This is a genomic window from Streptococcus sp. V728 (genome assembly GCF_052077995.1).
Taxonomy (GTDB): domain Bacteria; phylum Bacillota; class Bacilli; order Lactobacillales; family Streptococcaceae; genus Streptococcus; species Streptococcus infantis_B.
The window spans coordinates 792,580-817,111 of record NZ_JBQJJH010000002.1 but is presented as its reverse complement, the minus strand read 5'-3'; the positions used below and the strand labels follow the sequence as shown (position 1 = coordinate 817,111).

At 40.6% G+C, this 24,532-nt stretch carries 20 protein-coding genes and 1 pseudogene; 19 read left to right on the top strand and 2 right to left on the bottom strand.

Annotated elements, in window-relative coordinates:
• From ACTO1Y_RS05330 to ACTO1Y_RS05305, 6 genes are all read left to right on the top strand, one after another.
• A complete protein-coding gene (locus tag ACTO1Y_RS05330; RefSeq protein WP_441348588.1) occupies nt 1-1,980 on the top strand; it encodes a peptide ABC transporter substrate-binding protein in 1,980 nt (659 codons plus the stop codon).
• A 65-nt stretch (nt 1,981-2,045) separates the two neighbouring features.
• Nucleotides 2,046-3,542 (top strand): ABC transporter permease, encoded by a 1,497-nt coding sequence (locus ACTO1Y_RS05325; RefSeq protein ID WP_441348587.1) that lies wholly within the window; start codon nt 2,046-2,048, stop codon nt 3,540-3,542.
• Nucleotides 3,542-4,468 carry an oligopeptide ABC transporter permease OppC gene (oppC, locus tag ACTO1Y_RS05320; RefSeq protein WP_441348586.1) on the top strand — a complete coding sequence of 309 codons (927 nt, stop codon included), beginning with the start codon at nt 3,542-3,544 and terminating at the stop codon, nt 4,466-4,468. Before ACTO1Y_RS05325 ends, oppC begins: the two co-directional genes overlap by 1 nt.
• A gap of 8 nt (nt 4,469-4,476) precedes the next feature.
• On the top strand, nt 4,477-5,544 hold the full coding sequence (locus tag ACTO1Y_RS05315; protein ID WP_441348585.1) for an ABC transporter ATP-binding protein: 1,068 nt from the start codon (nt 4,477-4,479) through the stop codon (nt 5,542-5,544).
• Nucleotides 5,545-5,554: 10 nt separating this feature from the next.
• Nucleotides 5,555-6,481 carry an ATP-binding cassette domain-containing protein gene (locus ACTO1Y_RS05310; protein ID WP_441348584.1) on the top strand — a complete coding sequence of 309 codons (927 nt, stop codon included), beginning with the start codon at nt 5,555-5,557 and terminating at the stop codon, nt 6,479-6,481.
• Nucleotides 6,482-6,636: 155 nt separating this feature from the next.
• Complete coding sequence (locus ACTO1Y_RS05305; protein ID WP_006147852.1) at nt 6,637-6,837, top strand: hypothetical protein; 201 nt, start codon at nt 6,637-6,639, stop codon at nt 6,835-6,837.
• Nucleotides 6,838-7,184: 347 nt separating this feature from the next.
• Here the strand turns inward: ACTO1Y_RS05305 and ACTO1Y_RS05300 are convergent.
• Nucleotides 7,185-9,584, bottom strand: a pseudogene (locus tag ACTO1Y_RS05300) (glycosyl hydrolase family 95 catalytic domain-containing protein); the annotation flags it as partial.
• A 283-nt stretch (nt 9,585-9,867) separates the two neighbouring features.
• Between ACTO1Y_RS05300 and ACTO1Y_RS05295 the strand changes: the two are divergent.
• The 12 genes from ACTO1Y_RS05295 (at nt 9,868) to ACTO1Y_RS05240 (ending at nt 17,540) form a co-directional block, all read left to right on the top strand.
• The gene (locus tag ACTO1Y_RS05295; protein WP_004251708.1) at nt 9,868-10,113 is read left to right on the top strand and encodes a YneF family protein; all 246 of its coding nucleotides are present in this window, start codon (nt 9,868-9,870) and stop codon (nt 10,111-10,113) included.
• Between the two features lie 208 nt (nt 10,114-10,321).
• Complete coding sequence (gene racE, locus ACTO1Y_RS05290) at nt 10,322-11,116, top strand: glutamate racemase (RefSeq protein WP_441348583.1); 795 nt, start codon at nt 10,322-10,324, stop codon at nt 11,114-11,116.
• The gene (locus ACTO1Y_RS05285) at nt 11,113-12,084 is read left to right on the top strand and encodes a nucleoside-triphosphate diphosphatase (RefSeq protein WP_441348582.1); all 972 of its coding nucleotides are present in this window, start codon (nt 11,113-11,115) and stop codon (nt 12,082-12,084) included. Before racE ends, ACTO1Y_RS05285 begins: the two co-directional genes overlap by 4 nt.
• Complete coding sequence (locus tag ACTO1Y_RS05280) at nt 12,060-12,581, top strand: metallophosphoesterase (protein WP_006150069.1); 522 nt, start codon at nt 12,060-12,062, stop codon at nt 12,579-12,581. Before ACTO1Y_RS05285 ends, ACTO1Y_RS05280 begins: the two co-directional genes overlap by 25 nt.
• Nucleotides 12,578-13,039, top strand: coding sequence for a cyclic-di-AMP-binding protein CbpB (gene cbpB, locus ACTO1Y_RS05275; RefSeq protein WP_049530037.1), 462 nt, complete (start codon nt 12,578-12,580; stop codon nt 13,037-13,039). The genes ACTO1Y_RS05280 and cbpB overlap by 4 nt, the downstream gene beginning before the upstream one ends.
• On the top strand, nt 13,036-13,770 hold the full coding sequence (xerD, locus tag ACTO1Y_RS05270; protein WP_441348581.1) for a site-specific tyrosine recombinase XerD: 735 nt from the start codon (nt 13,036-13,038) through the stop codon (nt 13,768-13,770). The genes cbpB and xerD overlap by 4 nt, the downstream gene beginning before the upstream one ends.
• On the top strand, nt 13,770-14,504 hold the full coding sequence (locus ACTO1Y_RS05265) for a segregation/condensation protein A (RefSeq protein ID WP_016466838.1): 735 nt from the start codon (nt 13,770-13,772) through the stop codon (nt 14,502-14,504). The genes xerD and ACTO1Y_RS05265 overlap by 1 nt, the downstream gene beginning before the upstream one ends.
• A gap of 12 nt (nt 14,505-14,516) precedes the next feature.
• Entirely contained in the window at nt 14,517-15,086 is a 570-nt protein-coding gene (gene scpB / locus ACTO1Y_RS05260; RefSeq protein WP_441348580.1) for an SMC-Scp complex subunit ScpB, read from the top strand.
• On the top strand, nt 15,073-15,798 hold the full coding sequence (locus tag ACTO1Y_RS05255; protein ID WP_016466836.1) for a pseudouridine synthase: 726 nt from the start codon (nt 15,073-15,075) through the stop codon (nt 15,796-15,798). The genes scpB and ACTO1Y_RS05255 overlap by 14 nt, the downstream gene beginning before the upstream one ends.
• Nucleotides 15,798-16,034, top strand: a complete 237-nt coding sequence (gene yidD, locus ACTO1Y_RS05250) for a membrane protein insertion efficiency factor YidD (protein ID WP_016466835.1) — start codon at nt 15,798-15,800, stop codon at nt 16,032-16,034. Before ACTO1Y_RS05255 ends, yidD begins: the two co-directional genes overlap by 1 nt.
• Nucleotides 16,035-16,154: 120 nt before the next feature.
• Nucleotides 16,155-17,219 (top strand): glutamyl aminopeptidase, encoded by a 1,065-nt coding sequence (pepA, locus tag ACTO1Y_RS05245; RefSeq protein ID WP_441348579.1) that lies wholly within the window; start codon nt 16,155-16,157, stop codon nt 17,217-17,219.
• 24 nt (nt 17,220-17,243) lie between these two features.
• Entirely contained in the window at nt 17,244-17,540 is a 297-nt protein-coding gene (locus ACTO1Y_RS05240) for an enterocin immunity protein (protein ID WP_049510283.1), read from the top strand.
• A gap of 28 nt (nt 17,541-17,568) precedes the next feature.
• Here the strand turns inward: ACTO1Y_RS05240 and ACTO1Y_RS05235 are convergent, their stop codons facing one another.
• Nucleotides 17,569-19,200, bottom strand: coding sequence for a Na/Pi cotransporter family protein (locus ACTO1Y_RS05235; protein ID WP_441348578.1), 1,632 nt, complete (start codon nt 19,198-19,200; stop codon nt 17,569-17,571).
• 299 nt (nt 19,201-19,499) lie between these two features.
• Between ACTO1Y_RS05235 and ACTO1Y_RS05230 the strand changes: the two genes are divergently transcribed.
• Nucleotides 19,500-24,365, top strand: a complete 4,866-nt coding sequence (locus ACTO1Y_RS05230) for an endo-beta-N-acetylglucosaminidase (RefSeq protein WP_441348577.1) — start codon at nt 19,500-19,502, stop codon at nt 24,363-24,365.
• Nucleotides 24,366-24,532 lie beyond the last annotated feature (167 nt).

Here is a 24,532-nt window from a genome sequence, read left to right as displayed (position 1 = left end):
ATGAAAAAAAATCGGATTTTTGCGGTAGCAGGGGTTGCCCTACTTGCTACAGGTGTTCTTGCAGCTTGCGGTTCTTCAAAATCATCAAATGCTGAAGCACCAAAAGCCTATGGCTATACTTATACTGCTGACCCAGAAACATTGGACTACCTTATCTCTGGGAAACAAAGTACAAAAGTTGCTACTTCAAATGGTATCGATGGACTCTTTACAAATGATAAGTATGGTAACCTTACTCCTGCAGTCGCTGAAGACTGGTCAGTGTCTCAAGATGGTTTGACATACACTTATAAAATTCGTAAAGGTGTAAAATGGCTCACATCTGATGGTGAAGAATATGCGGAAGTAACTGCAAATGACTTTGTTACAGGTTTGAAACACGCAGCCGACAATAAATCAGCCGCTCTTTACCTAGCACAAAATTCTGTTAAAGGATTGGCTGACTATATATCAGGGAACAATACAGACTTCTCTGCTGTAGGTGTTAAAGCTGTTGATGATTACACTCTTCAATATACATTGAACCAACCAGAACCATACTGGAACTCTAAACTGTCTTACGGAATTTTTTGGCCTTTGAACGCAGAGTTTGAAAAATCAAAAGGAAAAGACTTTGGTAAGGCGACAGATCCAACATCATTGCTTTACAATGGACCTTTCTTGCTTAAAGGGTTGACGGCTAAGTCTTCTATCGAATTTGCGAAGAATGAACAGTATTGGGATAAAGATAATGTTCACATCGATACTGTAACACTTTCTTATTATGATGGTTCAGACCAAGAGTCACTTGAGCGTAACTTTACAAGTGGTGCATACAGTTATGCTCGTCTCTTCCCTACTAGCTCAAACTATTCCAAGGTAGCAGAAACATATAAAGACAATATCTACTATACTCCGCAGGGAGCAGGTATTGCTGGTTTAGGTATTAACATTGATCGTCAAAGCTATAAGTACACATCAAAAACAACTGACGAAGAAAAAACTTCTACTAAGAAAGCCCTTCTTAACAAAGATTTCCGTCAAGCTTTGAACTTTGCTTTTGATCGTACTGCTTATTCAGCTCAGCTAAATGGTAAGGATGGAGCAGCCCTTGCTGTTCGTAACCTTTTTGTAAAACCAGACTTCGTTTCTGCAGGTGATAAAACATTTGGTGATTTGGTCACTGAGAAGGTCGTTTCTTATGGTGATGAATGGAAAGATGTAAACTTTGCGGATGCTCAAGATGGTCTTTACAATGCTGATAAAGCGAAAGCAGAATTTGCTAAAGCTAAGAAGACTTTGGAAGCAGATGGCGTGAAATTCCCAATTCACTTGGATATTCCAGTTGACCAAACTTCTAAAAACTATATCGCTCGTATCCAATCATTTAAACAATCTGTTGAGAACGTTTTGGGTACAGATAATGTAGTCATCGATATCCAACAAATCACTACAGATGAATTGCAAAATATCACATACTATGCAGGTAGTGCAGCAGCTGAAGATTGGGACCTTTCAGGTGCAGTTGGATGGAACCCTGACTACGAAGACCCATCAACTTACCTAGATATCTTGAAAACAACTAATAGCGAAACAACTAAGTCTTATATGGGATATGACAACCCATCTAGCCCAGCAGTTGCTCAAGTTGGTTTGAAAGAATATGATAAATTAGTTGACGAAGCTGGAAATGAAACAAGCGATCTTAACAAACGTTATGAGAAATATGCAGCAGCTCAAGCTTGGTTGACAGATAGCTCACTCTTCCTTCCTGCTATGTCTTCAAGTGGTGCAGCACCAATTATTTCTCGTGTAGTACCATTCTCAGCCTCTTACACTCAATCTGGTGATAAAGGTTCAGATGTATACTTCAAGTACCTTCAATTGCAAGCTAACACTGTAACTGCTAAAGAGTACAAAGAAGCTCGTGAAAAATGGCTCAAAGAAAAAGCTGAATCAAACGAAAAAGCTCAAAAAGAATTAGCGAGCCACGTGAAATAAATAATGCTCATCAGAACTTTCTCTCCAAAAGGAGAAGGTTCTTTTGGGATTTTAAAGGAAATAATATGAAAAAATATGTTTTTATGCGTATCTTGCGGTCGTTAGTTTCTATCTTTTTAGTAACGACCTTGATTTACACAATCATCTATACGATGGTTCCACGGAAGTTGATCTTCAAACAAGATACTAACTACAATAAAATTGCAACTACAGCTGATAAACGCGATAACTATGAAAATACCGTTTTTGAGCGTATGGGTTATATCGAATATTACGATACGAAAGAGTTGCAGGAAAAAGCTAGTAGCATTGACCCTTCTGTAACCGTTGATGCAAACGATACAAATAAAGCTATCTACGAAAAATACATCCAACAAATTGGAAACGGTTGGACTTTAGGTGAGTTTACAGAGAGCGGTCAATTCTATGCTACTCGTGAAATCCCTATTTTCGAGCGTGTGTTCAAATTCTATGCAAACTTGCTTGATATTGACCATACAAACAAGATTCAAGACCCAGAAAATCCTAACTTAGAGCGTTATTTGCGTTTTGAAAACGATCCAGCTATCGGATGGTCTTTAGTAGGTTCAGGGACTAAACATAAATACCTCTTGTACTTTAACAGTCAATTCCCGTTTGTTCATCAAAACTTTGTGAACTTGAACTTAGGAGATTCTTACCCAACTTATGCCAATACTCCTGTGCTTCAAGTTATCACACAAGGGCAAGGACAAACGAAGACTTCTGAAGTTCAATTCCCAACTGGTAAGAAAATGTCATCAGTCAATATCTACTCAAGAACATATAAATCTCCAAGTCAAGCTGATGCGCGTGAAGTAGCGAACTACGGTAAAGGTGATCCATATACAGCTACTGAAAGCAACTATCAGTATCCATCTATGATTACCAGTTCTGCTATTGCTGGTTTGATTGGCCTTGCAATTTCGTACGCGATTGCGGTTCCACTTGGTTCTGCAATGGCTCGTTACAAGAATACTTGGATTGATAGTTTCTCTACAGGAGCTTTAACATTCTTACTTGCTCTTCCAACTATCGCTCTTGTCTATATCATTCGTTTGATTGGTTCTTCAATTGGACTCCCTGATTCATTCCCTATCTTGGGTGCTGGAGACTGGCGTTCATATGTACTACCTGCAGTTATTCTTGGTTTACTTGGTGCTCCTGGTTTGGCTATCTGGATTCGTCGTTACATGATTGACTTACAATCACAAGACTTTGTTCGTTTTGCACGTGCAAAAGGTCTTTCTGAGAAAGAAATTTCAAACAAACACATCTTTAAAAATGCTATGGTACCACTCGTTTCAGGTATTCCAGGTTCTATTATCGGTGTTATTGGTGGAGCTACTCTTACTGAAACAGTCTTCGCCTTCCCAGGTATGGGTAAAATGTTGATTGACTCTGTAAAAGCGTCAAATAATAACATGGTTGTTGGTCTAGTTTTCATCTTTACTTGCGTCTCAATCTTCTCTTACTTAATTGGGGATATTTGGATGACAATTATTGACCCACGTATTAAGTTGACAGAGAAAGGAGGCAAATAATGTCTACAATTAGTAATGATAAATTTCAATTTGTAAAACGAGATGATTTTGCCTCTGAAGTAATTGATGCTCCTGCCTACTCATATTGGGGTTCTGTTTTTAGACAATTTTTGAAAAAGAAATCAACCATCATCATGCTTGGTATTTTGATTTCCATCGTATTGATGAGTTTCATCTACCCAATGTTTTCTGATTTCGACTTCAATGATGTAAGTAAGGTAAATGATTTTAGCGCTCGCTACATTAAACCAAATGCTGAACATTGGTTCGGTACAGATAGTAATGGTAAGTCTCTTTTTGATGGTGTCTGGTTTGGAGCCCGTAACTCTATCTTGATTTCCGTTATTGCGACCTTTATCAATATTGTAATTGGTGTTATTGTCGGCGGTATCTGGGGTATTTCAAAATCAGTTGACCGCGTCATGATGGAAGTTTATAACGTTATTTCCAACATCCCACACTTATTGATTGTTATCGTCCTAACATACTCAATCGGAGCAGGTTTCTGGAATTTGATTTTTGCCATGAGTGTAACGACTTGGATTGGGATTGCCTACTCAATTCGTATCCAAATCATGCGTTACCGTGACTTAGAGTACAACCTTGCTTCACGCACACTCGGAACTCCAACATACAAAATTGTCATTAAAAATATCATGCCACAATTGGTATCTGTTATTGTTACGACTACATCACAAATGCTTCCAGCATTTATCTCCTATGAAGCCTTTCTGTCATTCTTTGGACTTGGATTGCCTATTACAGTACCAAGTTTAGGTCGATTGATTTCAGATTATTCACAGAACGTAACAACAAATGCATACCTCTTCTGGATTCCATTGACAACTTTGGTCATGGTATCCTTGTCACTTTTCGTAGTTGGTCAAAACCTAGCGGATGCTAGTGATCCACGTACACATAGATAGGAGTAGACATGACAAAAGAAAAAAATGTAATTTTGACTGCTCAAGATATTGTCGTGGAATTTGATGTTCGTGACAAAATTTTGACAGCTATTCGTGGAGTATCTCTGGAGTTGATTGAGGGCGAAGTGCTTGCACTCGTTGGAGAATCAGGTTCAGGTAAATCTGTTTTAACAAAAACCTTCACAGGAATGTTGGAAGAAAATGGACGTATTGCGAAAGGTAATATTATTTACCGCGGACAGGATTTGACTGAACTTTCTTCTAATAGAGATTGGGAACAAATTCGTGGAGCTAAGATTGCAACGATCTTTCAGGATCCAATGACCAGTCTTGACCCAATTAAGACAATCGGAAGTCAAATCACTGAAGTTATTGTGAAACACCAAGGGAAAACAGCTCAAGAAGCAAAAGACTTGGCGATTGACTACATGAATAAGGTTGGTATCCCTGACGCTGAGAGACGTTTTAATGAATATCCATTCCAATATTCTGGTGGGATGCGTCAACGTATCGTTATTGCAATTGCTCTTGCCTGTCGTCCAGATGTCCTTATCTGTGATGAACCAACAACAGCGCTTGATGTAACCATTCAAGCTCAGATTATTGACTTGTTAAAGACACTGCAACAGGAATACCACTTTACAACAATCTTTATCACACACGACCTTGGTGTCGTAGCAAGTATTGCAGATAAAGTTGCAGTTATGTACGCTGGTGAAATCGTTGAGTATGGAACAGTTGAAGAAATCTTCTACGATCCACGCCATCCATACACATGGAGCCTCTTGTCAAGCTTACCACAGTTGGCTGACGAAAAGGGTGAATTGTACTCAATTCCTGGAACACCTCCATCACTTTATACTGAATTGAAGGGAGATGCTTTTGCTCTTCGTTCAGACTATGCGATGAAGATTGATTTCGAAGAAAAACCTCCTCAGTTTGCAGTATCTGATACTCATTGGGCCAAAACATGGTTGCTTCATGAACAAGCTCCAAAAGTTGCAAAACCAGCAGTGATTGCAGACTTACACGATAAGATTCGTGAAAAGATGGGCTTTGCTCATCTTGAGGATTAGGAGGAAGGAAATGTCTGAAAAATTAGTAGAAGTTAAAGACTTAGAGATTTCCTTCGGTGAAGGAAGCAAAAAGTTTGTAGCCGTTAAGAATGCAAACTTCTTTATCAACAAAGGCGAAACATTCTCACTTGTTGGAGAATCTGGTAGTGGTAAGACAACAATTGGTCGTGCCATTATCGGCCTTAATGATACCAGCAAAGGGGATATCATCTTTGATGGACAAAAAATCAATGGTAAAAAATCACGTGAACAAGCAGCGGAATTAATCCGTCGCATTCAAATGATTTTCCAAGACCCAGCCGCAAGTTTGAATGAACGTGCAACAGTTGACTATATCATCTCTGAAGGTCTTTACAACCACCATTTATTTAAAGACGAAGAAGAAAGAAAAGAAAAAGTTCAAAACATCATTCGTGAAGTAGGACTTTTGGCTGAACACTTGACACGTTACCCTCATGAGTTCTCAGGTGGACAACGTCAACGTATCGGGATTGCTCGTGCCTTGGTTATGCAACCTGACTTCGTGATCGCGGATGAGCCAATTTCAGCCTTGGACGTTTCAGTGCGTGCCCAAGTTTTGAACTTGCTCAAGAAATTCCAGAAGGAATTGGGCTTGACATATCTCTTTATCGCCCACGATTTGTCAGTAGTTCGTTTTATCTCTGATCGTATCGCGGTAATTTATAAGGGTGTTATTGTTGAAGTGGCTGAAACTGAAGAATTGTTTAACAATCCAGTTCATCCATACACACAAGCACTTTTATCAGCTGTGCCGATTCCAGATCCAATCTTGGAACGTAAGAAAGTTTTGAAAGTCTATGATCCAGACCAACATGACTATGAAACAGACAAACCTTCTATGGTTGAAATTCGTCCAGGTCATTACGTTTGGGCTAACCAAGAAGAATTGGAACGCTATAAAAAAGAAATGAAATAATCACTAAAGTTTTATAATCTAGCTAGAAGGCTTCTAGAAAGATTATGAAACTTTTTTATTTTGCAGATAAAAACTTGATAATCTATATAAATTTGATATACTGAATACAATAAGAACTAATCTGTTAGAAATGACATGAACTAGGGGAGAATCACATGGACAACCAACCAAATTTTTTTACAGGAATGGCTAGAATTATTGGGACATGCCTCTGGGTAAAAGGAATGGAAGTACTGACTGAGAAGAAGGAATCTGAGCCAAAAGCCTTAGAGGTTGTTAAATTTCTTGCGGCTTATAAAATGATATCTGCTCTGCCTTGGATTGCGGGACTTCCTAGAAAGGAAGATAAAAAATGAAATTTATTTGGGATATTTTATTTTATATCCTAGTCAAGCCACTGATTGCAATTGTAGAATTCATTTGGTATCTCATTTGCTTATTTTTTTATGATTTCCTTATGAATGTATTGTATTCGATTTTTAATTGGTTTTTTAGTTTGTTTTAGAAACTAAAAATTGGGAGTAGTTACTTATAGATACTCCTATATAATTTTATTATCATAAAAAAGGATGGGAAATATTCCCTCCTTTTTTGTTTATATCAATAAGATTAACGTGAAAATTTATAAAGTTGATGCAAATAACAGATTTGTAGAGAGTCTAGGAAATAGACTAGATTTAGTTTAATCCATTTATGATGGTATAGGTAACTTTTCAAAGGTGATCACATCACCCTTTTGAGTCGCAAGTTGGATGCGGTTGTCTTTGATGCGGGTAACTTGTACTTCCTTGCCATTTACCTTGACAATGCTAGCTTCAATATTTAGGTAGTCTACGACTAAGTCTCCACCCGCATTAGAAAGGAAAGATAGTGTTTCAAGATTTCTTTCTTTCCATTTCATGCTGACTTCAAAGTTACCACGAGCGACTAAGCCTGAGACTTGACCGTCTTTCCATGCATCTGGAAGAGCTGGTAATGGGGCAATGTAGCCTGTGTGAGATTGAAGGAGCATTTCTGCCATACCGCTGGTTGCACCAAAGTTTCCATCAATTTGGAAAGGCGCGTGCGTATCCCAGAGATTTTCTAGAGTTGAGGATCTGAGTTGTTCTGCCAGCAAACGATGGGCACGATTTCCATCTAGGAGACGAGCCCAGAGGTTGATTTTATTAGCCTTAGACCAACCGGTACCACCATCTCCACGATGGTTTAGAGTTGCGCGTGCTGCTTCCAGATATTCAGGCTGATCTTTGCCAAATAAGGTTCCTGGGAAGAGTCCAACCAAATGAGAAACGTGACGGTGGTGGTTTTCAATTCCTTCATTAGTGAATTGAGGGCTGTCTTCCTCATACCATTCCTTGATACGGCCGTCTTGGTTGATGTGAAGTGGTTTGAGCTTGTCAAATTTAGCCTTCACTTCTGTCACCAAATCTTGGTCGACCTTCAGATGATTAGCTGCTTCCATATAGTCGTGGAATAACTGCCAAACTAGAGATTGGTCGAAGGTATTCCCAATCGTGATAGTTCCATGTTCTGGCGAGTAAGATGGAGAAGAAACCCAACGGTCACTAGCCTTGTCGTAGTGCAAGAAGGAATTCCAGAACTTAGCAGTTTCCTTGAGCATTGGGTAAATCTTTTCTTTAAGATAAGTTTCATCCTTGGTGAATTTGTAGTAGTCATAGACGTTTTGCATCATCCAAGCATTGGCAGCAGGAGACCAACCCCAATAGTAGTTCCAGCCAGGAGTAGTCCAGCCAAATGGTGTCGCCTGAGTATGAACCAACCAACCGTTTTCTTGACCTTCTTTGGATTCGATACCGGCATATTCTTTAGCAGCGATACGGCCATAGTAACGCATGTCATCAATATAATTAATCATTGGCTTAGCCGTTTCTGCGAGATTACTCATGTAGGCAGGCCAGTAGTTCATTTGTAGGTTGACATTGAGGTGGTAGTCAGCATTCCAAGGTGGATTGTCTACAGCATTCCAGACCCCTTGTAGGTTGGCAGGAAGGACATCTGTCCGATCACGAGACGAACTGATGAGTAGATATCGGCCATATTGGAAGAAGAGCTCTTCTAGTTCTTGCCCTTTTTCTGGGTTATAGCCTTGAAGGGCCTCTTTTGTCGTTTGGCTAGACTTGTTACCGCCAAGATTCAGTTGGACACGATTGAAGAGACTTTGATAGTCCTTGATGTGGTTATTTTTTAGAGTTTCATAATCTTTTGCCTTGGCAGCTTCTACGATAGACTTAACAGTTTTTTCTACATCAATATCCTTGCGGTAATTAGTTTTCGGATTTTGAGCAAAATTAGTCTTGGCGCTGAGTAAAAGGGTCGCATAGCTGGCTCCAGTGACAGTCAAATAGCCATCTTGGGCAGTGACTTGTCCATCTGTCTTGATTCCAAGATAAGAGGCAAATTGAAGGCCATTGTCTTTGACAGTCCCCTTGAGCAAGATACCATTTGAATCGGTCGTGACTGCCCCTTGTTTATACTTCGAATATTCCCAAGAGTAGTCACCATTCGCAAGTAAATCCTCTGTCAAGCTATTCCAAAGGGTAAAATCGAGGGTCTTATCCCCTTTTTTACTCAAGTGAGTCACAGTAACATCATCAGGATAACTAGAGAAGGTTTCGCGTTTAAAGTTTGTACCGTCTTGAGTATATGAAGTCGTCGAGATGGCCTCAGAAATATCTAAGCCACGATGATAGTCGGTAACATTCTCCAAGCCTTTCTTTTGGTTGTTAAAGACCATAAAGATATCACCAAAAGATAAGTAACGACCATACTGAGCATTGTTTGGACCCACTAGGTTGCGCTCTGCCAATTGTTTGGCTTTTTGACGGTTTCCTTCTTCTAAGGCTTTACGAATTTCTGCTAAGACCTTATAGCGGTCTTGATAGTTCCCCCCATTGTAATCGGTGCTATCAGGTTGTGGCCCACCAGACCAGAGAGTTTTTTCATTGTATTGGATTCTTTCTTCACCGATTAATCCAAAAACCTTAGCCCCCATTTCACCGTTTCCGACAGGCAAGGCTTGTTTTTCCCAGCCGTCATAAGAAGGAGCAGTTGGTTGATCATAATGAAGTTGATAGTTATTTTTATTTTCCATAGTTTTTTTATTATTGAAGCAAGTAGTATAGTGAATTCTATGCTTTTACTATAGCAGACATATTAACTTATTGCAAGGTTTTAAAGGCCTCATTTGTTTATTTTAAGGACAGTGTATATTCTAGATTTTATAATGGATAGTAAGCAAGCCTTTTTTATAGGTAAAGTGAATTAAAATGTTGCATAGTTGCTTTCTGAAAGCGCAAATCAAACTAGTCAGCAGTGGGACTTTATGGTATAATATAGTAGACTTTAAAAGAAACAGGAGAAATATTATGGATCTTATTTTAGCGATTGTCTTGATTGTTTTAGCTTTTCTAGGAGGTGCTCTAGGAGGCATGTACTTGGTGCGTAAACAAATTGAAAAAGAGTTTGCGGACAACCCACGTTTGAATGCAGAAGCAGTTCGCACCCTTTTGAGTGCTAATGGTCAAAAACCAAGCGAAGCTAAGGTACAACAAGTTTACCACCAAATCATTCGCCAACAAAAAGCAGCTCTTGCTAACAATAAAAAGAAATAAAATAGGAAAAGTCTGGGATGAAAGTTCCAGACTTCTCACTATGTTCAACTGATATTTAGAACTAAGACTTTTTCCTTGCATTCTATTGATATTTGATTATGATTAAGTTGGAGACAACTGATGACGAATCAGTCGGTCGGAAATTTCAGTAAGAAATGTAATGATAATGAACTATCAATCAGAATAATAAGACTAGAAAGAAGACTATATGGATAATCGACCAATCGGTTTTTTGGACTCTGGTGTTGGAGGCTTAACTGTTGTGCGTGAGCTCATGCGTCAGCTTCCTCATGAAGAAATCGTCTATATTGGAGATTCGGCACGGGCGCCATATGGCCCTCGTCCTGCTGAGCAAATTCGTGAATATACTTGGCAGTTGGTCAACTTTCTTTTGACCAAGGATGTCAAGATGATTGTCATTGCTTGTAATACAGCAACAGCAGTCGTCTGGGAAGAAATTAAAGCCCAGTTAGATATTCCTGTTCTTGGAGTGATTTTACCTGGCGCTTCAGCGGCTATCAAAGCAAGTCAGGGTGGGAAAATCGGAGTGATTGGAACACCGATGACAGTACAATCAGATATCTATCGTCAAAAGATCCATGACTTGGATCCGGATTTACAAGTTGAAAGTTTGGCTTGTCCCAAATTTGCTCCTTTGGTCGAGTCAGGTGCTCTATCGACCAGTGTGACTAAGAAAGTCGTATACGAAACCCTACGTCCCTTGGTCGGAAAAGTGGATAGTTTGATTTTGGGTTGTACCCATTATCCGCTTCTCAGACCTATTATTCAGAATGTGATGGGGCCTGACGTAAAACTGATTGATAGTGGTGCAGAGTGCGTGCGGGATATCTCTGTCTTACTTAATTATTTCGAGATTAATCGTGGCCGCGATGCAGGGCCTCTACAACACCGTTTTTATACGACTGCAAATAGCCATAGTTTTGCTCAAATTGGAGCCGAGTGGCTTGAAAAAGAGATTCATGTGGAGCATGTAACATTATGACAAACAAAATTTATGAATACAAGGATGACCAGGACTGGTATGTAGGTGTCTGGGACGTCTACGGTGGAATCTATAGCCTCATAAAAGATCCTCTTGATCTTGATTTTATGGATTTGGCTCGCATTTTCCGTGATGAGGAAAATGGTTTTCCAATCACGATTACGGTAATGCGCTGGTCTTCCAACTTCCGCTTGCTATCTTTTATCGTTGAGATTTTAAATGCAGAAGCCGGCCGAAACTTGGAAGTCATTCAACGCCAAGGTGCCTTGCTCTTAGTTGAAAATGGACAACTCTTGCATGTGGAATTGCCTAAAGAAGGAGTGAACGTTCAGGACTTTTTCGAGACAAATAAGGTCAGAGAAACCTTGCTCATAGCGACTCGTAATGAAGGGAAGACCAAGGAATTTCGTGCTATCTTTGACAAGCTAGGCTATGATGTGGAGAATCTCAATGATTATCCAGACCTACCTGAAGTAGCTGAAACGGGTATGACCTTCGAAGAAAATGCTCGCCTCAAAGCAGAAACTATTTCTCAATTGACAGGCAAGATGGTTCTGGCAGATGATTCTGGTCTTAAAGTCGATGTGCTTGGTGGTCTACCAGGCGTTTGGTCGGCTCGCTTCGCAGGAGTCGGAGCAACCGATCAGGAAAACAACGCCAAACTCTTGCACGAATTAGCCATGGTCTTTGATCTCAAGGACCGCTCAGCGCAATTTCACACAACCTTGGTCGTTGCTAGCCCAGGTAAGGAAAGCTTGGTCGTCGAAGCTGACTGGCCAGGTTACATTAATTTTGAACCTAAGGGTGAAAATGGTTTTGGCTATGATCCGCTATTCTTAGTAGGAGAAACTGGTAAATCATCAGCTGAATTAACCCTCGAAGAAAAAAATAGTCAATCCCACCGTGCCTTAGCCGTTAAGAAACTTTTGGAGGTATTTCCATCATGGCAAAGCAAACCATCATTGTAATGAGTGACTCCCACGGAGATAGCTTGATTGTAGAAGAAATACGTGACCGCTATCTTGGGAAAGTCGATGCTATTTTTCACGATGGTGACTCGGAACTTCGCCCAGATTCACCACTCTGGGAAGGAATCCAGGTAGTCAGAGGAAACATGGATTTTTATTCAGACTATCCAGAACGCTTAGTGACTCAACTGGGTCCTACCAAGATCATCCAGACTCATGGACATTTGTTTGATATTAACTTCAACTTCCAAAAGCTTGATTTCTGGGCTCAAGAGGAAGATGCAGATATCTGTCTTTATGGGCACTTACATATCCCAGATGCTTGGATGGAAGGAAAGACTCTCTTTCTAAATCCTGGTTCTATCAGTCAGCCACGTGGTGCAATTAGAGAATGCCTCTACGCTCGTGTGGAGATTGATGATAGCTACTTTAAAGTGGACTTTTTGACACGTGACCATGAGGTATATCCAGGCTTGTCTAAGGAGTTTGCTCGATGATTGCCAAAGAATTTGAACAGTTTTTACTGGAGCAAGAGGAAACCTTTTTAACTCCTGCTGAAAATTTGGCTGTGCTCATTGATACTCACAATGCAGATCATGCAATTCTCCTCCTTAGTCAGATGACCTATACCAGAGTGCCAGTCGTGACGGATGAGAAAAAATTCGTCGGGACTATTGGTCTTAGAGATATTCTTGCCTACCAGATGGAGCAGGGATTGAGTCAAGAAGCCATGGCAGATACAGATATCGTACACATGACCAAGAAGGATGTTGCAGTGGTAGCTCCGGATTATACATTGACAGATGTTTTACATAAGTTAGTGGATGAATCTTTCCTACCAGTTGTTGATAAGGATGGAATTTTCCAAGGGATTATTACACGGAAATCAATCCTTAAGGCTGTCAATGCCCTTCTGCATGATTTTAGTAAGGAATATGAGATTCGAAGCAAATGAGAGAATGGATTCCAGTATTTTTAGAAGAAAAACAAAATCTATCTAGTAATTCTAAGCAGTCTTATAAGTATGATTTGGAGCAGTTTTTGGATTTTGTTGGAAAACAAATTTCAGAGACAAGTTTAAAAATCTACCAAGCTCAATTATCAAATTTTAAAATGAGTGCCCAAAAGCGGAAAGTTTCTGCTTGCAACCAATTTCTTTACTTTTTATATCAAAAAGGAAAGATAGGCACCTTTTACCGTTTGGAATTACCCAAACAGGCTGAGAAAAAGCAAGGGAAGTCGGAACTTTTAGACCTCAGTTCTTTCTGGCAAGAAAGTGCTTATCCAGAAGGACGCTTACTAGCCTTGTTAATAGTAGAGTTGGGCCTCTTGCCGAGTGAAATTCTAGCCTTAAAAACAGGGGATGTGAACCTGGATTTTCAAGTTTTGAGAGTCAATAAAGCTTCTCAACAAAGAATCTTGAGCCTTCCCACAAATTTGCTTGCGGAGTTAGAGCCCTTGATGGGGCAGACCTATCTCTTTGAAAAAGCTGGGAAGCCATACTCTCGTCAATGGGCCTTTCGTCAGTTGGAAGCTTTTTTAAAGGAAAAAGGTTTTTCAGATTTATCTGCCCAAGGATTGAGAGAACAGTTTATATTAAGACAAATCGAAGAAAAGGTTGACTTGTACGAAATTGCTAAAAAATTAGGATTAAAGACAGTCATGACCTTAGAAAAATATAGATAATGGATATTAAATTAAAAGATTTTGAAGGGCCTTTGGACTTGCTCCTACACTTGGTTTCAAAGTATCAGATGGATATCTATGATGTGCCGATCACAGAGGTTATCGAACAATATCTAGCCTATATCTCTACATTACAAGCTATGCGTTTAGAAGTTGCAGGCGAATACATGGTGATGGCTAGCCAACTGATGCTGATTAAGAGTCGCAAGCTCTTGCCAAAGGTTGCAGAAGTGACGGATTTAGAGGATGACCTAGAGCAGGATCTCCTTTCTCAGATTGAGGAATACCGTAAATTTAAACTTTTGGGAGAGCAGTTGGAAGTGAAGCACCAGGAACGAGCTCAATATTACTCAAAAGCACCTACAGAGTTGATCTATGAGGATGCAGAACTTGTACATGATAAGACGACGATTGATCTTTTCTTAGCCTTTTCAACCTTACTGACCAAGAAAAAGGAAGAATTCTCTAAAAGTCACACAACAATCTTACGAGATGAGTATAAGATTGAAGATATGATGGTCATCGTTCGAGAAGCCTTGGTTGAAGGTCAACAATTATGTTTGCAGGATTTGTTTAAAGAAACCAAGGATTTACAAGAGGTCATTACACTCTTTTTAGCAACCTTGGAGTTGATTAAAACCCAAGAAATTCTCTTGATTCAAAAAGAGAGTTTTGGAGATATTTATCTCATGAAAAAGAATGAAGAAAATCAAGTAGAGCAGAGTCAAGCTTGATAGAGAGGAAATATGAGTACTTTAGCAGAAATAGAAGCACTCCTGTTTGTAGCGGGGGAGGATGGCATTAGAGTCCGTCAGCTAGCTGAGGTCCTATCGCTTCCACCGACTGGGATTCAGCAAAGCTTAGAAAAGTTAGCCCACAAGTATGAAAAAGACCAGAATTCCAGTTTAGCACTGATTGAGACCGGTGGTGCCTACAGATTGGTGACCAAGCCACAATTTGCATTGATTTTAAAAGAATACTCTAAGGCGCCAATCAACCAAAGTCTATCTCGGGCTGCCCTTGAAACCTTATCCATCATTGCTTACAAGCAACCCATCACACGAATTGAGATTGATGCTATTCGGGGGGTTAATTCAAGTGGAGCGCTAGCTAAGTTACAGGCCTTTGAGTTGATACGAGAAGACGGGAAAAAGGAAGTTCTCGGACGCCCTAATCTTTATGTAACGACGGATTATTTCCTGGATTATATGGGGATTAATCACTTGGAAGAGTTGCCCGTGATTGATGAGCTTGATATTCAAGTACAAGAAAGCCAATTATTTGGTGAAAGGATAGAAGAAGATGAGAATCAATAAATATATTGCCCACGCAGGAGTGGCCAGTAGGAGAAAAGCAGAAGAGTTGATCAAGCAAGGCTTGGTGACGGTTAACGGTCAAGTCGTGCGTGAACTTGCAACGACCATCAAGTCAGGCGACAAGGTCGAAGTTGAAGGTCAACCAATCTATAACGAAGAAAAAGTCTACTATCTGCTTAACAAACCGCGCGGTGTGATTTCTAGCGTGACAGATGACAAGGGCCGCAAGACAGTTGTCGATCTTTTGCCCAATGTGAAAGAGCGCATCTATCCTGTGGGGCGCTTGGACTGGGATACGTCTGGAGTCTTGATTTTGACCAACGATGGTGACTTTACAGATGAGATGATTCATCCTCGTAATGAGATTGATAAGGTTTATGTTGCGCGTGTGAAAGGAATTGCCAACAAAGAAAATCTCCGTCCCTTGACTCGAGGAGTAGAAATTGATGGCAAGAAAACCAAGCCAGCTGTTTACGAAATTCTCAAAGTAGATCCAGTTAAAAACCGCTCAGTTGTTCAATTGACGATCCATGAAGGGCGCAATCACCAGGTTAAAAAGATGTTTGAAGCTGTTGGCCTTCAAGTGGATAAACTCTCTCGAACTCGTTTTGGACATCTAGACTTAACGGGTCTTCGTCCAGGAGAATCCCGTCGTCTTAACAAAAAAGAAATCAGCCAATTACACACCATGGCTGTAACCAATAATAAATAATGAAAAAAATTTTAATTGCGCCAGTACGCTTTTACCAACGATTTATCTCGCCTGCTTTCCCGCCATCTTGCCGCTTTGAACCGACTTGTTCGAACTACATGATTCAAGCTATCGAAAAGCATGGTGCCAAGGGAGTTCTGATGGGCTTAGCACGGATTTTACGGTGCCATCCTTGGTCCGAAGAGGGTAAAGATCCAGTGCCGGATGTTTTCTCATTAAAAAGAAATTCAAAATAAAAGAATCACATTTGTGATTCTTTTTTGTTGCAGGAAATAAGTTAGATGGTAAAATGTTGATTTCTACTACCTTTCTCCTATAAAAAGTGGTAAAATGGTTGAAAGAAAGAAGGGACTAAAATGACAACATTATTTTCTAAAATCAAAGAAGTAACAGAACTTTCTGCTATCTCAGGTCATGAAGCGCCTGTACGCTCTTATCTTCGTGAGAAAATAACTCCTCACGTGGATGAAGTAGTAACAGATGGCTTAGGTGGTATTTTTGGTATCAAACATTCAGAAGTTGCGAATGCACCTCGTGTTTTAGTGGCGTCTCACATGGATGAAGTTGGTTTCATGGTTAGTGAAATCAAAGCAGACGGGACCTTCCGAGTAGTCAGCATTGGTGGTTGGAACCCTATGGTTGTTAGTAGCCAGCGTTTCAAACTCTTTACACGCGAAGGACGTGAAATCCCAGTAATTTCAGGTTCAGTTCCTCCACATTTGACTCGTGGCACAGGCGGACCAACCATGCCAGCTATTTCAGATATCGTTTTTGACGGTGGTTTTGCAGATAAGGCTGAGGCTGAAAGTTTTGGTATCCGTCCTGGAGATACAATCGTTCCAGATAGTAGTGCTATCCTAACTGCTAATGAAAAAAATATTATCTCAAAAGCATGGGATAACCGTTACGGTGTGCTCATGGTTAGCGAGTTGGCTGAAAACTTGTCAGGCCAAAAACTAGGAAATGAACTTTATCTTGGTGCTAACGTCCAAGAAGAAGTTGGACTTCGTGGTGCCCACGCATCTACAACAAAATTTGATCCAGAAGTATTCCTTGCTGTAGACTGTTCACCAGCAGGTGATGTCTATGGTGGCCAAGGCAAGATTGGTGACGGAACCTTGATTCGTTTCTACGACCCAGGTCACTTGCTTCTCCCAGGCATGAAGGACTTCCTTTTGACGACAGCTGAAGAAGCTGGAATCAAGTATCAATACTACTGTGGAAAAGGTGGAACTGACGCAGGTGCAGCTCATCTGAAAAATGCTGGTGTACCTTCTACAACAATCGGTGTTTGTGCCCGTTATATCCACTCTCACCAAACACTTTATGCCATGGATGACTTCTTAGAAGCTCAAGCTTTCTTACAAGCCTTGGTTAAAAAATTAGATCGCTCTACTGTAGATTTGATCAAAAATTATTAAACTGAAAAGATGGAGGTGATAGGTATGGAAGAACCAAACCTAGAAACCTTGATACGGGACCTTTACAATCATGCCCGTCAAAACTTGAGTGAAGATTTAGTGGCTGCACTCCTAGAGACTGCTAAGCAGTTGCCCAGCACCAATGAGCGATTGCTTGCAGTCCGACTTTCAGGGCTAGTCACACTTGAACTACTCAAGAATCCCAAGACTCCAGCGCCAGAGTTAGTCAATCTGGCTCGCTATATCAAAAAGGAAGAAGCTAGGTACAAGGGTGCAGCTGCCTCCTCCTTTATGATTGGAGAGCTATTTAAAATGCTTTGATTCGTTCGAATCAAAGCATTTTTTTATCTTAGATTTGTTCAGCTAAAACCTTTTCAGCAAGGTTCATAGCGTGGTCTGACACACGAGTGTAGTGTGAAATGATATCGATAAAGTTGACACCAGCTTGGGTAGAACATTCGCCGTTGTTGAGACGTTTGATGTGAGTCTTACGAAGGACGCGTTCCATCTTGTTGATGGCTTCATGGCGTTCAATAAGAGATTGAGCTTTTTCAAGGTCATTGTTTTCAACACTCTCAAGAGCATCTTTAACGAAATCGCTTGTTTGACGGTAAATATCCTCCAACTCTTCTAAGGCTGAGTTAGAGAATTGAACATTCTTGCGTTGCAAGTAGTCGTTAAGATTAATCAAAGCTTCAGCGTGGTCACCGATACGTTCCAAGTCTCGAGAAGAGTCAAGGATGTTGGTTAAGACTTCACTCTCTTTTGGACTCAATGCTTCACTAGATAGACTAATGAGGTAACGTGTTAATTTCTCGTCGATTGTGTTGATAGCTTCTTCCGTCTTGTGTCCTTTTTCAGCTACTTTCTCGTCAGAATTGATGATGTAGTCGTAAGAAAGATCGAATGCTTTAACCGCATAGTTTCCTAAGTGCAAGAGTTCTTTCTTGGCATTTCCTAGGGCGATAGAAGGAGCTTGCTTGATGAGTTGTTCATCCAAGTAAAGAGGTTCGTATTTAACAACTTCGTCTTCTCCAGGGATAAGTTTGGTTACTAAGAAAGCAAGAGCTCCGATGAATGGAAACTGAATGATTGTATTGGTAATGTTGAAGGTTCCGTGGGCGAAGGCAATGGTCATTTCTGGAGCTAGATTTAAGAAGCTCTCAAACCATTGGATTAAGCCTGTAAATGGAACGAGGAAGATAATACAGATAACAGTTCCGATAACGTTAAAGGCTACATGGGCTGCGGCCACACGTTTGGCTGCGATATTAGCACCCAAGGAAGCGATAATAGCAGTGATAGTTGTTCCGATGTTATCTCCAAAGAGAACTGGTAGGGCCCCCTGAAGGTCAATCAGATTGCTAGCATAGAGATTTTGTAGGATCCCGATGGTTGCGGAGGAGGCTTGAATCAGAAGGGTTAGACCTGTTCCGACAAGAACACCCAAGATTGGATTTTTACTAAGTTCTACCATATAGTCTTTAAAGACTTGTAAATCCTTAAGGGGTTCCATAGCGCCACTCATAAGATTGAGGGCAAAGAAGATACCACCAACACCAAAGAGGATTCGTCCGATGTTATTGATGGTTCTATTTTTTGTGAAGAAGAGACAGACTGCTCCGAGAAAGAGCATCGGTAAAGCGTAGTCTCCCAGTTTAAAACCGATGATAAAGGATGTGACGGTTGTTCCAATATTGGCTCCCATAACAATCCCAATAGCCTGACGTAAAGTCAATAGTCCGGCACTAACCAGACCAACTGTAATAACCGTAACACCTGAACTCGATTGAATCAGGGCAGTCATCCCAATTCCAACTAAAATTCCAAAGAAAGGATTGCTAGTATATTTGTCAATGTAATATCGAAGACGATCTCCAGCTGCTTGTTGCAAACCGTCTCCCATGGTCTTGATACTATACAAAAATAGTCCCAGACCACCTAAAAAGTGAAAAATAATTTCCTGCCAATTAATGGACATTTCCTTTTTCCTCCGAAAAATAATCACGGAATTTCTCCCATTCTATTTTAAAGGATTAATAGCAATCTAACAAGTAGTAAATGAAGTTTTTTAAGAAAAATGCTAGTAAAAGTAAAAAAATGCTTCTGATTGTCTAATTTATATCATTTATTCACTCCTTTATAGATATCTATGGACAAGTGTTGACTCTTCCTTTAAATAACGTAAAATAAAAATGAACAGTTCTGCTATTTTAAGAGCAGTTACTTTTTTTAAAACAAAAATAAAGCGCTTACTTTTTGAAGTAAAAGGAGGAAAAGATGAAGAATCCATTTTTTGAGCAACGTTGTCGCTATAGTATTCGAAAATTATCAGTGGGTGCCTGCTCTTTGATGATTGGCTCGGTTTTGTTTGCTAACCAAGCTCTAGCAGAAGAAGTTGCTCTTCCAGCAAATGAAACAACGACGACTACCGTAGCTACAGAGCAACCGTCAAATAACACGGCTGAACAGCCATCGACTGCAACTACAGAACAACTAACAACAACTTCACCTGAAGTCTTGAAGCAGTTAGAGGAAACTGAAAACAAGGTTAGTGAACAACCTATTTCAGAAGAAAAACCAACCTTGGACCAATTGACTACAGCTGATAAGGAAGCAACTAGTCCGGTTGCTGAAGCGTCTAAGGCTGAAGAGGCACCTGTAGCTAAAGAAAATAAGGCTGAAGAAGCACCTGTGGCTACAGAAAATAAAGCTGAAGAGAAAGCAACTGTCTCAGATGTTCCTAAGAAAGAAGAAAAAAGTCTTCGACCAAAAGAAATTAAGTTTGACACTTGGGAAGATTTGTTGAAATGGGAACCGGGTGCCCGTGAAGACGACGCTATTAACCGTTCTTCAGTTGAATTGGCTAAACGTTACCGTGGGCATGTAGTCAACGAAAAAGCCAATAAGGATGCCAAGGTTGAAGCTCTTGCCAATACCAACTCTAAGGCCAAAGACCACGCTTCTGTAGGTGGTGAAGAGTTTAAAGCCTATGCTTTTGACTACTGGCAATACTTGAATTCAATGGTCTTCTGGGAAGGGCTCGTTCCAACTCCGGACGTGATTGATGCTGGTCACCGTAATGGTGTCCCTGTATTGGGTACACTCTTCTTCAACTGGTCTAATAGTATTGCAGACCAAGAAAAATTTGCTGCAGCTCTTCAACAAGATGAGGATGGAACTTTCCCTATCGCTCGTAAGTTAGTTGATTTGGCTAAATATTATGGATTTGATGGCTACTTTATCAACCAAGAAACAACAGGAGATATCGTAACGCCTCTTGGTAAGAAAATGCGTGACTTCATGCTCTATACCAAGGAATATGCAGCTCAAGTCAACCATCCTGTCAAGTATTCTTGGTACGATGCCATGACTTATGAATATGGCCGTTACCATGAGGATGGACTTGGTGAGTACAACTATCAATTCATGGAAAAAGAAGGCGATAAAGTACCTGCAGATCACTTCTTTGCAAATTTTAACTGGACTAAAGAGAAAAATGATTACTCTGTAACAATGGCGCAATGGCTAGGACGCAGTCAGTATGATGTTTTTGCAGGTTTGGAATTGCAACAAGGTGGTTCTTACAAGACAAAAGTAAAATGGGATGCCCTTTTTGATGAAAATGGCAAACTTCGCTTGTCACTTGGACTCTTTGCACCTGATACTATCACGAGTCTTGGGAAGACTGGAGAAGACTATCACAAGAATGAAAATATCTTCTTCACGGGCTACCAAGGAGATCCAACTGGACAAAAACCAGAAGATAAGGACTGGTACGGAATTGCCAACCTTGTAGCTGACCGTACACCAGCAGTAGGCCGTACCTTTACAACATCCTTTAACACAGGACATGGTAAAAAATGGTTTGTAGACGGTAAAGTCTCTAAGAATTCTGAATGGAACTATCGTTCTGTATCAGGTATTTTGCCTACATGGCGCTGGTGGCAAACTTCATCAGGGGCTAAACTTCAAGCTGATTATGACTTTGAAGATGCCTACAATGGAGGGAATTCACTCAAATTTGCGGGTGATTTAGCTGAAAATACCAACCAAGATGTTCGTCTTTACTCTACAAAACTGGAAGTAACAGATAAAACAAAACTTCGTGTTGCCCATAAGGGTGGTAAGGGAAGTAAGGTTTATGTAGAGTTTGCGACTCAGAAAAATTATACCTATGGTGGAGAGAATGCCCGTAAAGAGCTTACTCTAACTGATGATTGGACAAAAGACGAATTTGACTTGAGTGAATTGGCTGGGCAAAAGATTTATGGAATCAAACTCACCTTTGAAAATACTGCAACTGTCAGGGATTACCAATTCAATCTAGGAGAGTTGACTGTTACAGATAATCAAGAGGCTCCTCAAGCACCAACAACTCTAACAGTAGCTAAGCAATCTCTTAAAAACGCACAAGAGGCAGAAGCCATTGTTCAATTTAAGGGCAATAAAGATGCTGACTTCTATGAAGTCTATGAAAAGGATGGCGATACTTGGCGTCTATTGACAGGATCATCAGCTACTACTATCTACCTACCAAAAGTTAGCCGTTCAGCTAGTGCAACTGGAACTAGCCAAGAGTTGAAGGTTGTTGCAGTTGGTAAGAACGGACTTCGCTCTGAAGCAGCAACCACAAACTTTGACTGGGGAATGACTGTTCAAGATACAAGTCTTCCAAGACCTCTAGCAGAAAACATCGTTCCAGGAGCGACTGTTATTGGAAGTACCTTCCCAGACACAGAAGGCGGCGAAGGTATCGAAGGGATGTTGAATGGAACTATCACTAGCTTATCTGACAAATGGTCTTCTGCTCAGTTGAGTGGTAGCGTTGATATTCGTTTGACACAACCACGCCGTGTCGTTAGATGGGTCATGGACCATGCCGGTGCTGGTGGAGAATCAGTCAACGACGGTTTGATGAATACGAAAGACTTTGACCTCTACTACAAGGATGAAGCTGGAGAATGGAAACTAGCCAAGGCTGTTCGTGGCAATAGAGCCCACGTGTCAGATATTACTCTTGATAGTCCAATAACTGCGCAGGATTGGCGCTTGAATGTCATCACATCTGATAATGGAACACCATGGAAAGCCATTCGTATCTACAACTGGAAGATGTATGAAACTCTTGATACGGAGAGCCAAAACATCCCAATGGCTAAAGTTGCAGCGCGTGTTCTAACGGACAATAAGATTCAGCTTGGTTTCTCAGAAGTTCCTGCTGGAGCTACCATCACAGTCTATGACAAGCCAGATTCAAAAACTCCAATCGCTACCTTGAATACAGTAGTTGGAGGGGATTTGGCGACAGATTCATTAAACTTTGAAAAACGTCCTAGCCTTCTATACTATCGTACACAATTACCAGACAAAGAAATCAGTAATATCCTTGCTGTAACAATTCCTCAGGATGATAGAAAGATTAAGGCTGTCAGTCTAGAAACAGCACCTAAAAAGACAAGTTACCAAGATGGCGAGGAATTGAATCTCAAAGGAGGTCTTCTCCGTGTCAAATACGAAGGTGAAGAAGCGGATGAAGTTATCAATCTTACACATGCAGGTGTAGTTGTTAAGGGCTATGATACTCATCACCATGGTGAACAAGAGTTGACAGTGACCTATCTTGGTCTTCCAGTTGCAGGAAGCTTCAAGGTTCAAGTGACTGGTGAAGAAGCTGGTCCAAAAGAAGTCGCAGCCTTGTATATTAGCAAACAACCGAAAATTGACTACTTTGTAGGCGATACTCTTGACTTATCAGAAGGCCGCTTCAAGGTCTTGTATGATGATGAAACGGAAACAGAACATAGCTTTACAGACCAAGGTGTCGAAATTACAGGCTATGATTCTCAAAAAACAGGCCGTCAAAAACTTCAATTGCATTATCAAGGTCAAACTGTCGAGTTTGATGTTCTAGTATCACCTAAGGCAGCGATAAACGACGAATATCTGAAACAAGAAATCACATCTGCTCAAGGACGCAAAGGAACAACAGCTTATACATTTGCGGATGCCGAAAAACAAGCAGCTCTTGTTGAGAAGATTGATGCAGCAAAAGCTATCTTAGAAAACCACGATGCTAGCCAAGAGGCAGTCAACCAAGCCTTGAATAACTTGAAACAAGCTGGTGCTGACTTGAATGGTGTACAGGTTTATCAAGCAGCTAAGGAAGAACTTGAAACTCTTTTAGGGGAAGTTCGTGAGAAAAATGCAGATGATCCAATCATAGCTCAAGCAGAAACTCTCATTGGTTCAACAAATCTTACTCCAGAAGCCTTTGCGGACATGAAAGAAAAGCTGAATAAGAAACTATCTCCTGCAGAAGAAAACCATCATGTAGGTAGCTTAGAAGATGAAACTGCTCCAACAGTTGAAGCTTTACCTGAGTTAGTGATTGAGACAGAAACTCAAGCCTTCGAGCGTCAAGAGCGTCCGTCAGGAGACCTCTTATTGGCTGAACGACGCATTGTTCAGACTGGAGTTGAAGGGCAAATCCGTCACTTTATTGAAGTGGATTCCAAAGGTAACCGTACTCTTCTTCAAACAGAAGTTGTCAAGGAAGCTGTAGCAGAAATTACTGAAGTTGGTACGAAGGTAGAAAGTCGTGTTCAGCCAGTAGAGGGAGTCAAAGATTTGACCATTACCAATCCTGCATTAGTGATTGAGGAAGAAAAAGTTGCATACGGACATGAAGAACGAATAAATCCTAATCTTCAAACAGGTGAACGTCGCCTGATTCAAGCAGGGGTTGAAGGACTTCGTAGAAATCTCGTAGAAGTCGATGCAGAAGGCAACCGTAGTCTTAAGGGGACAGAAGTAGTTAAAGAAACCGTAACTGAGATTGTTGAGATTGGGCCAAAAGTAGCTAAAGCTCCAACTACTCAACCAGTTGTGTCTACTCCAGCGGCTCAGGACACTAAGAAGGAAACTACAAAAACAGAACCTAAGACTGAAACATCCGTTGCGCCAGTTCAAGTAAACCAAGCAGCGAAGCAGGAACCAGCAAAAGCAGAAGGACAAGTTGAAAAACCTGAAGTAAAACAACTGCCAAGTACAAGTGAAGGAGTAGATGCAAATCTTATTGCTCTTGGATTGGTAGGAGTTTTGGGTGGTTTTGGACTTCTCACTCAAAAGAAAAAAGAAGATTAAGCTAGATAGTGTATCTAACATTTACTTCATACAGTAAAAAGATTTGACTTTTAAGGGTCAAATCTTTTTTGTATAGAGGAAAGCTGTAGAGTATCCAGTTATGGCTTCAAGAGAAAACCTAATTTACTATCAAGAAATGGTTGAGGGCAAAAGTTTAAGGTTTTGCT

Coding starts and splice junctions, on each gene's coding strand:
- ACTO1Y_RS05235 (WP_441348578.1), bottom strand. CDS start 19,200: ATGTCCATTAATTGGCAGGAAATTATTTTTCACTTTTTAGGTGGTCTG.
- ACTO1Y_RS05265 (WP_016466838.1), top strand. CDS start 13,770: ATGGATATTAAATTAAAAGATTTTGAAGGGCCTTTGGACTTGCTCCTA.
- ACTO1Y_RS05325 (WP_441348587.1), top strand. CDS start 2,046: ATGAAAAAATATGTTTTTATGCGTATCTTGCGGTCGTTAGTTTCTATC.
- ACTO1Y_RS05255 (WP_016466836.1), top strand. CDS start 15,073: ATGAGAATCAATAAATATATTGCCCACGCAGGAGTGGCCAGTAGGAGA.
- ACTO1Y_RS05240 (WP_049510283.1), top strand. CDS start 17,244: ATGGAAGAACCAAACCTAGAAACCTTGATACGGGACCTTTACAATCAT.
- ACTO1Y_RS05310 (WP_441348584.1), top strand. CDS start 5,555: ATGTCTGAAAAATTAGTAGAAGTTAAAGACTTAGAGATTTCCTTCGGT.
- cbpB (WP_049530037.1), top strand. CDS start 12,578: ATGATTGCCAAAGAATTTGAACAGTTTTTACTGGAGCAAGAGGAAACC.
- ACTO1Y_RS05295 (WP_004251708.1), top strand. CDS start 9,868: ATGGATCTTATTTTAGCGATTGTCTTGATTGTTTTAGCTTTTCTAGGA.
- racE (WP_441348583.1), top strand. CDS start 10,322: ATGGATAATCGACCAATCGGTTTTTTGGACTCTGGTGTTGGAGGCTTA.
- ACTO1Y_RS05305 (WP_006147852.1), top strand. CDS start 6,637: ATGGACAACCAACCAAATTTTTTTACAGGAATGGCTAGAATTATTGGG.
- pepA (WP_441348579.1), top strand. CDS start 16,155: ATGACAACATTATTTTCTAAAATCAAAGAAGTAACAGAACTTTCTGCT.
- scpB (WP_441348580.1), top strand. CDS start 14,517: ATGAGTACTTTAGCAGAAATAGAAGCACTCCTGTTTGTAGCGGGGGAG.
- ACTO1Y_RS05315 (WP_441348585.1), top strand. CDS start 4,477: ATGACAAAAGAAAAAAATGTAATTTTGACTGCTCAAGATATTGTCGTG.
- ACTO1Y_RS05280 (WP_006150069.1), top strand. CDS start 12,060: ATGGCAAAGCAAACCATCATTGTAATGAGTGACTCCCACGGAGATAGC.
- ACTO1Y_RS05330 (WP_441348588.1), top strand. CDS start 1: ATGAAAAAAAATCGGATTTTTGCGGTAGCAGGGGTTGCCCTACTTGCT.
- oppC (WP_441348586.1), top strand. CDS start 3,542: ATGTCTACAATTAGTAATGATAAATTTCAATTTGTAAAACGAGATGAT.
- ACTO1Y_RS05285 (WP_441348582.1), top strand. CDS start 11,113: ATGACAAACAAAATTTATGAATACAAGGATGACCAGGACTGGTATGTA.
- yidD (WP_016466835.1), top strand. CDS start 15,798: ATGAAAAAAATTTTAATTGCGCCAGTACGCTTTTACCAACGATTTATC.
- ACTO1Y_RS05230 (WP_441348577.1), top strand. CDS start 19,500: ATGAAGAATCCATTTTTTGAGCAACGTTGTCGCTATAGTATTCGAAAA.
- xerD (WP_441348581.1), top strand. CDS start 13,036: ATGAGAGAATGGATTCCAGTATTTTTAGAAGAAAAACAAAATCTATCT.